General features: G+C 34.0%; 5 protein-coding genes, 1 pseudogene and 1 riboswitch. Of the genes and pseudogenes, 2 read left to right on the top strand and 4 right to left on the bottom strand.

From position 1 onward, the window contains the following. Nucleotides 1-84: 84 nt before the first annotated feature. The 3 genes from nheB to AC1DTM_RS14655 all read right to left on the bottom strand — a co-directional run bounded on the left by nheB (nt 85) and on the right by AC1DTM_RS14655 (nt 4,922). Complete coding sequence (nheB, locus tag AC1DTM_RS14665) at nt 85-1,293, bottom strand: non-hemolytic enterotoxin NHE subunit B (RefSeq protein WP_477000399.1); 1,209 nt, start codon at nt 1,291-1,293, stop codon at nt 85-87. 37 nt (nt 1,294-1,330) lie between these two features. Further along, nucleotides 1,331-2,491 carry a non-hemolytic enterotoxin NHE subunit A gene (gene nheA / locus AC1DTM_RS14660; RefSeq protein WP_477000398.1) on the bottom strand — a complete coding sequence of 387 codons (1,161 nt, stop codon included), beginning with the start codon at nt 2,489-2,491 and terminating at the stop codon, nt 1,331-1,333. A 604-nt stretch (nt 2,492-3,095) separates the two neighbouring features. Next, a complete protein-coding gene (locus AC1DTM_RS14655; protein WP_002126816.1) occupies nt 3,096-4,922 on the bottom strand; it encodes an APC family permease in 1,827 nt (608 codons plus the stop codon). Between the two features lie 142 nt (nt 4,923-5,064). Next, nucleotides 5,065-5,211: riboswitch (cyclic di-AMP (ydaO/yuaA leader) on the bottom strand. A 139-nt stretch (nt 5,212-5,350) separates the two neighbouring features. Here AC1DTM_RS14655 and AC1DTM_RS14650 point away from each other — a divergent pair. Continuing rightward, a complete protein-coding gene (locus AC1DTM_RS14650; RefSeq protein ID WP_002086273.1) occupies nt 5,351-5,479 on the top strand; it encodes a hypothetical protein in 129 nt (42 codons plus the stop codon). Between the two features lie 62 nt (nt 5,480-5,541). On the opposite strand, the gene panE is transcribed toward AC1DTM_RS14650, so the two are convergent. Further along, a complete protein-coding gene (gene panE / locus AC1DTM_RS14645) occupies nt 5,542-6,474 on the bottom strand; it encodes a 2-dehydropantoate 2-reductase (RefSeq protein WP_477000397.1) in 933 nt (310 codons plus the stop codon). Between the two features lie 175 nt (nt 6,475-6,649). Here panE and AC1DTM_RS14640 point away from each other — a divergent pair. Continuing rightward, nucleotides 6,650-7,471: pseudogene (locus AC1DTM_RS14640) on the top strand (hypothetical protein); the annotation flags it as partial.

Raw genomic sequence — 7,471 nt, 5'->3', positions numbered from 1 at the left:
GGATATAAAAAAGCTCCTGCTCACAACTGAACAGGAGCTTCAACTCATTCATCAATACTTAACGCTCTAACGATTCGTATTCGATTATGCTTTTTTCGTATCTACTACTTTAATATCTTCAGCATAGATTTTTTCTGCATAGTCTTTAATGTTCTTCCAGCTATCTTTCGCAATGTTTAAATCTTCTTTAATGAAAACAAGGTCATTTGGACTAATTGAATCTACATTTTGAAGTAAAGAATTGTATTTTGATCCCATTGTGTACCATTGATTTGAAATGTTTTGCAACGCTGTAATTGCTGTATCAATTGTGTTTGTTAAATATTCAGTTTGTGTTTTAATGTTCGTTAGTCCTGCCACTTCTAATTGCGCAGTTGTAACTTGTCCTGTTATCTTTTGAATTTCTGCCTGTGCATTATCAAGCTCTTTCTTCGCTAAGACGATTCCTGCAGTACCACCACCTACTGCTGCTGTTCCACCTGCAATTAATGCGATTCCTAGCGGAGTTCCTGCTCCCGTAGCAATTACAACCGCACCACCGATAATTGCAATTGGGCCTAAAGCTGTCGCAACAGATGAACCGATAATAATTGCATTATATTTACTAATTGCTTCATTATACGTTGTAATTTGATTTTGCAGAAGCGGAATTCCAGCATCTTGACTAGCCAAGATAGATGTAATTTGATTTGCATCTCCCTTGAAATTTTGAGTATCCGACGTCATTTTATTTCGGAATTTCTTTAAGTCTTCTACTAACTTATCTACTTGCGCTTTATTTTCAGTAATACTACTTGATAATCTAGTTAGACCTTTCGTAAGAGTTGCTTTATCCTTTGCATCAACCGCAGCAACTAAAGTATCATAATAGTTTTGGAATTTCGTATTGTAATTAATGATATTTTGATTTGTTGAAATAAGCTGTGGCTTCAATACATCTAGCCATTGTTGTGCATTCCCTCTAGCTGTATCTTGATGCTGAATCACTTTACCTTTTAAAGATGTATCAACTGACGTTACGTTCCCAAAGTTAACATTACCTTGTTTAATAATTGTTAAAGCGTACAGATCCATTACTAAAGCGTTAGAACCTGTTCTTTCCATCGCATCTTTAAGGCCTTCTGGTCCTAATGAATATTCGTCATAATCATTATATGCTTTTGCTACAGCATGAATTGGAGCTTGTTTCACTGTACTTTCAGCAGCATACGTATGGGCTGGCATAATATTCCCTGCTGCAAATACTGCCATAAGTGCTGATAGAGCCATTACTTTATATGGTTTTTTTGTCATTTTTCTTCTCTCCCTATATCGCTAATTATTTTTCTGTTTAATGTACTTCAACGTTTGTAACGTAATCTTCAAATTGATTTGTTTGCTTATTCATTTCATCACTTACTTTTTTAAGTTGATTGAAATGTTTTTGAAGTAAACTACTGTCTGTATACGTGCCTTCTTCAATATTTGCTTGAATTTGGATCATATTATTGTTTAAAACTTTCCAATCCGTTAATAACGTCTCTAAAGTTGTAATTTGGCGATCAATTAGTTCTGTAAAGCTACTTACTTGATCTTCAACGAATGTAATTTGTGTTGCCTCTGATTCAGTTTGTGATAACTTTTGAATAAGTGGTAATAACTCTTTTTGCTTTTGTTGAATACGAAGAGCAGCTTCCCTCGTTTGACTATCTGCAGCATTTACAATTTCATTACTTAAAGTACCGATAGAAACAAAATCGATTGTTTTCGTTTGTGCAGTTTGATTTGTGATTGTAAATACTTGTTTACCGATATTAATAGAACCTTTAATAATTTCTTGTGGTCTATTCAAAATAGTAGTTAGTTCAGCTTGAATTTCCCCTTGAATTCTTTTTATGTCTTCTCTTAATTTCACAATATCTCCACTTGATCCTTGCAGTGTTTTTATTGCTTCATCAGCTTTAATTGATAAGTTATTACTATCTTTGTCTAATACCGTTTTAAATCGATTTAACTCTAATAAATCTTGCCCCATACTCTCTTGAATGCTTTGGACTTGCAATTGTAATTTTCCATATGCGTTTGTAAAATCTGCTTTTGCCTGTTCATCTTCATTTACTTTTCCTGCTAGTTCATAGAGCTTACTATAATAGCTATTAAATCTAGTGCTGTATCTCATCATCTCTTGATTTAAGTCGATTAGCTTCGGATTATATTCATCAATCCACTCTCGTACATTCGCCTTTACAAATTTTTGATGATTCGTCAAACTACTCATCGCATTTACCTTAATGTCTGGTTGTTGTAAAATAACTAATCCGTATGCTTGGATAAGTGGTGACTGTGACCCTAACATTCTAATTGAATTTGATAATGTATTTGGAGCAATTACATTTTGCACGTTTAATACTTTCACCTTTGGTTGCCCCTCTTCAGCGTAAGCGCTTACAGGAATGAAGCAACTCGTAGATACTGCTGTAACCAATAACCCTGTAATTAAAGTTTTTTTCACTTTAACCCCTCCTATGTATTAGCAACTATTACTATCGCATTTTATTATTCTATTTTCTTGCACATTATTTGAGATGGTTAAAAATAGAGAACGTTCTCACCGTGAGTCATGTACGAAACACCTCTCTCAAACTTTATTTCTACAGTACTTACTTATTGTTATAAAACATTTCATAACTTTTCACATGTGTTTAGTATGAATAACATTGTATAAAATTTCTGTTTCATCGCAATTTCCATATTCACACAGTGAATATATTACATGAAAATATTATTCATTTTAAGATAAATAACGCACGTAAATATGAAATTCCGTTTTGTTTTTATTAAAGTTTTGTACTGTAAGGTCATTTAAACACAGCTATTCATCTATCGTAAAGAAGTATTTTAATTCCCTTTATTTTCAAGACCTCATGTCCTTATTCCAAAATAAAATCCACTTAACTTCCTCCATTAAAATATCCATATATCACAACAAAAAACACTGTTTACTCATAAGTGATTACATTATATCAATATAACTTTAAGGCCTATATGCAATTATGCATAGCATATACACAAAAAGGATAGCTTCACTTTCGTGAAGCTATCCTTAAAAAATCTTATTACTTTTTCAAATGATATGGAACTGTCGTAATAACAACATTTCTTTTATAGAGTAAATACGCACGAATGAGTAAACTAGACTGATTATGAAGAATGTTATGCCAACCTTTTTTCGGAATAAACTGTGGTATAACGACCGTAACTCGGTAATTTGATTCACTCGCTTTATATTGCACTGTGTCAATAAATTTTGTAAGCGGCTGAATAATGCTTCTATAATGAGAATGTAATGTAACAAGCCTTACTTCAGGTTGCCACTTCTCCCATTTCTCTTCAAATTTCTTTTCCTCTTCTCTGTCAAAAGCAACATATACAGCGATAACTTGATCTGCAGAAAGAGCCTTAGCATAGTTCAATGAATTTTCTACTACATGAGTCATACCAGCTACAGGAACGACAATTACATTCCCTTCAATCGGAACAAGTGGTTCACAAGTTTTTAAACTTAATTGATCGCCCACTGCATCATAATGCTTCTTAATTCGATGGAACAAGAAGATAATAAAAGGTAAGAAAATAAGGATTGACCAAACTTGTGCGAACTTAGTTAAAAAGAACATGCTCATAACGATAAAACTAATGACTGCACCAATTAAATTAACCGTTAATCTTAAAGCCCATCCTTCAGGCTTTTCACGAAGCCATTTTAGTACCATTCCAGTTTGAGAAAGTGTAAACGGAATAAATACCCCTACTGCATATAGCGGAATCAAGTGTTCTGTTTTCCCCTGAAAAGCTACAATTAAAATAATCGAAGAAATCCCAAGTATAATAATACCGTTTGAATAACCTAGGCGGTCTCCTCTAATCGTAAACATTCTCGGTATGAACTTATCTTTTGCAAGATTAACCGCTAATAGTGGAAATGCAGAATAACCTGTGTTAGCCGCAAGAATTAATATTAAAGCTGTTGTACCTTGTATGAAATAGTACATGAAATTACGTCCAAAAGTTTGTTCAGCAATTTGTGAAACGACTGTTACTTCCTTACTTGGATTAATTCCGTAATAATAAGCTAAAAAGACAATTCCAGAAAATAAAACTGCAAGTAATGCACCCATTGCAAGCAATGTTTTCGCTGCATTGTTAGGTGCAGGATCTTTAAAGTTTGGAATTGCGTTAGATATCGCCTCAACACCCGTTAAAGCAGAGCTTCCTGAAGCAAATGCTCGTAACAGTAAGAACAAACTAATTCCCGCAACTGGTGTTCCAATTGGCGAATGCAGCGTGGGTGAAACGTGACCAGTCAAAATATTATATATTCCTACACCAATTAATATAAATAATGCTACAACGAATAAATAAACCGGATATGCTAAAACGGAAGCTGATTCCGTTACGCCTCTTAAATTTAAGATGGTAATCAATATGACAAATATAATCGCAATGATTACATTATGTGCATGTAAACTAGGAAAAGCTGATGTGAGTGCATCTGTACCTGCGGACACACTTACTGCAACAGTTAAAATGTAATCGACTAATAAAGATCCTCCAGCTATTAATCCCGGATTCATCCCTAAATTTTCTTTTGATACAACATATGCTCCGCCGCCATGAGGGTAAGCAAAAATAATTTGTCGATAAGATAAAATAAGAGCTGTCAATAATACTAATACCCCAACAGCTATCGGAATGGAATACCAATAAGCTATTGCTCCAAGACCTGCTAGTGCAATTAATATTTGCTCTGGTCCGTATGCGACCGATGACAATGCGTCAGAAGATAAAATGGCTAGCGCCTTCGTTTTATTAAGTTTTTGCTCTCCTAACTCAGTTGATTTTAACGGTCTTCCAATTAAAAATCTTTTAATAGATGAAACCAATGCTGTCCACTCTCCAATAATTTTGTACGAACGATTCTGCTAGTTACAGCGATAAACTATTTCTTCAGAAAACAAAAATGTCTACAAGCCATAACGAAATAGACTTGTAGACATTATTTTTTTTGTCGCACAAGCTCCACCTTCCTTCTCAATATAACGCTTACGAGGTTAGCTGTCGGATTCGGGCCTATGAGTAGCCCTACCTTTTTCAAGGATTCACCCCATTGGATTATGTACTAATCCATAAGAACGGGTCCCCCGCACCATGCGGCTTCAGCGATTTAGAAAATTGAAACTGTGGATTATAATACTCCTTTATTTTCAAAAAGTAAACAAAAATTTTAAAAAAGAAAAAAATTAAAACGATTGCGCATAATCCACCGAAAAATATACATAATGAATACTAAAAATCCACAAAGGAGACCCGTATGTCTAAAGAAAAGAAGCCACTTTTTTCCGATTCCTATTTAGATGCAGTAGCAAATGAAATTAATCAGCTATATGGTAAACGTGAAAGAGAACGAAATACGACAGATAAACCGAAAAGAAACGAATAAATTGTCAAAAAGAAACAAAAAAAGGATAGCAACATTTATATTTTGCTATCCTTTACTCTTTTTCATACCATTTCTTTAGTAAAAATCATTTTTTCATACACCTTTAAATTTTGATACACAACACTTAATAAAGGCACATCTATAGACATTTCCTCTGCTAATTTCAATAAGTATCCTTGTAAATGCTTCCCTTCAATGAGCGAACCTTTTTCCATATCCCGTTGCATCGATGACTTCATATCATACGAAATTTTATCAATCGTTTTCATATGTTCCTGGGCTATATTCTCCTTAACTGGAGCCCCCATAGATTTCATGATTTGCACTGATTCTTCAAATAAGTTCCTAATAAATTCTCGGCCTCCATCACTCTCACGAATCGGTCCTATCGGCGCACGCATTAATGTTGTCACACCTGACATTACGGTGATAAATAAATATTTATGCCACATATCTTGCACAATATTTTCACTTAAAACAAAACTAGCTTTTGTATCTGCAAATGTTTTAGAAATAAGCTTTATTCTCTCTGAATCTTGAGACTTAATTTCCCCAAATACAAGTCTGTTGGCAGCACTCGTTTGTACAATTTCTCCCTGATCGTTTAATGTCGTCTCGATAAAGCATAGACCGCCAATTACTTTCTCTTCACCTAATTCCTTTTGTAATAGTGATAAATGAGCGATACCATTTAACAATGGGATTATTACAGTATTTTTACCTACAAACGGCTTTAAATCTATGGTCGCCTCGTGTAAATGATACGCTTTTGTTGAAAATAAAATCACATCAAATGGAGTCGTTCTATCTTCTTTCGTTACCAATTTCGGTTGAAATGAAAAATCTCCATTAACACTACGAATAACAAGGCCTTTTTCTTCTAATTGCTGTTTTCTTTTGCTGCGAACGAGAAATGTAACATCTTCTCCCTTTTCTACTAATCGGCCACCGAAAAATCCGCCAACGCCCCCAGCTCCTAATACTAAAATACGCATACAACATCCCCCTTTTTCTAACACAATTATACTAATTTTAGTATACATAACATTATACATGTCCTTTGTTAAATAAGCTGAATTTTCATTCTTAATCTAATGAACAAGAGAGGTTATTTTCAAGAAAAATTGGGCATGTTGTTTCTATAGCTTATACGGAAAGGAAACAATGTAAATGGAGGCAATACAAACAATCGAGGAAAAAGATGTAACAACAGCTATATTTCAATTTATATTCCCGTTTTCGTTTAAAACTGGATATGAACAAAATATGTTCCCTTTCTTACAAAAAAATGATTTTCGACCTTTTCGACTCGATCATCTTGAAGATGAAAATACATATTACGGGAAATTTCAAGTTTCACATCAAAATATGGAAGCATACTATCTTTCCTTTACAAATAAAATTCTCTTTCCTCATTCAGAACATCAAAAAGGATTACAGCGCTATTCTAAAGACCTTAATTTAAATGGACATTTAACAACTAACCTTATTTCCGTTCCATTCAAGATACATTCTATTGATGTAACACTTTGTCCTTATGAGCTTGGGTTCTTAACAATTCGGACAGAAATAAAAACCGCTCCTAACATGACATTATCAGAAGCGATTGAATTCGCGGCTCGCTTCCGTGTACTTGAAACTAAAAGTGATACGACTGAGACTATTTGTATTGAATGTGATGGAAAAAAATATTCACAAGTAGAAAAACTTATATTCGGTGATTTATTTCATGGTTTAACAGACTTCTTTGAGAACAAGAGATTGCGGAGTTCTTACTTTCAAACATTCCCTTTCTTTGAAGACCAGCGAATGTATGTACAAACTCTATTATCCATAAACAAAGAGTCAGACCTTCATATAATCGATGTATATCGAGCTTCCAGTCTTTCCGGATTATCAGATGATGGTAAGCCATATATTAGTGCAAATAATGTTCCTTATATTCACGATTATTTAACAAAACATTCTTATCAAAGATGGGCTCCTAACCGT

The sequence above is a fragment of the Bacillus sp. P4_D3 genome (genome assembly GCF_056401855.1).
The sequence above is the reverse complement of the archived record's forward strand: the minus strand, read 5'-3'. Positions and strand labels throughout refer to the sequence as shown.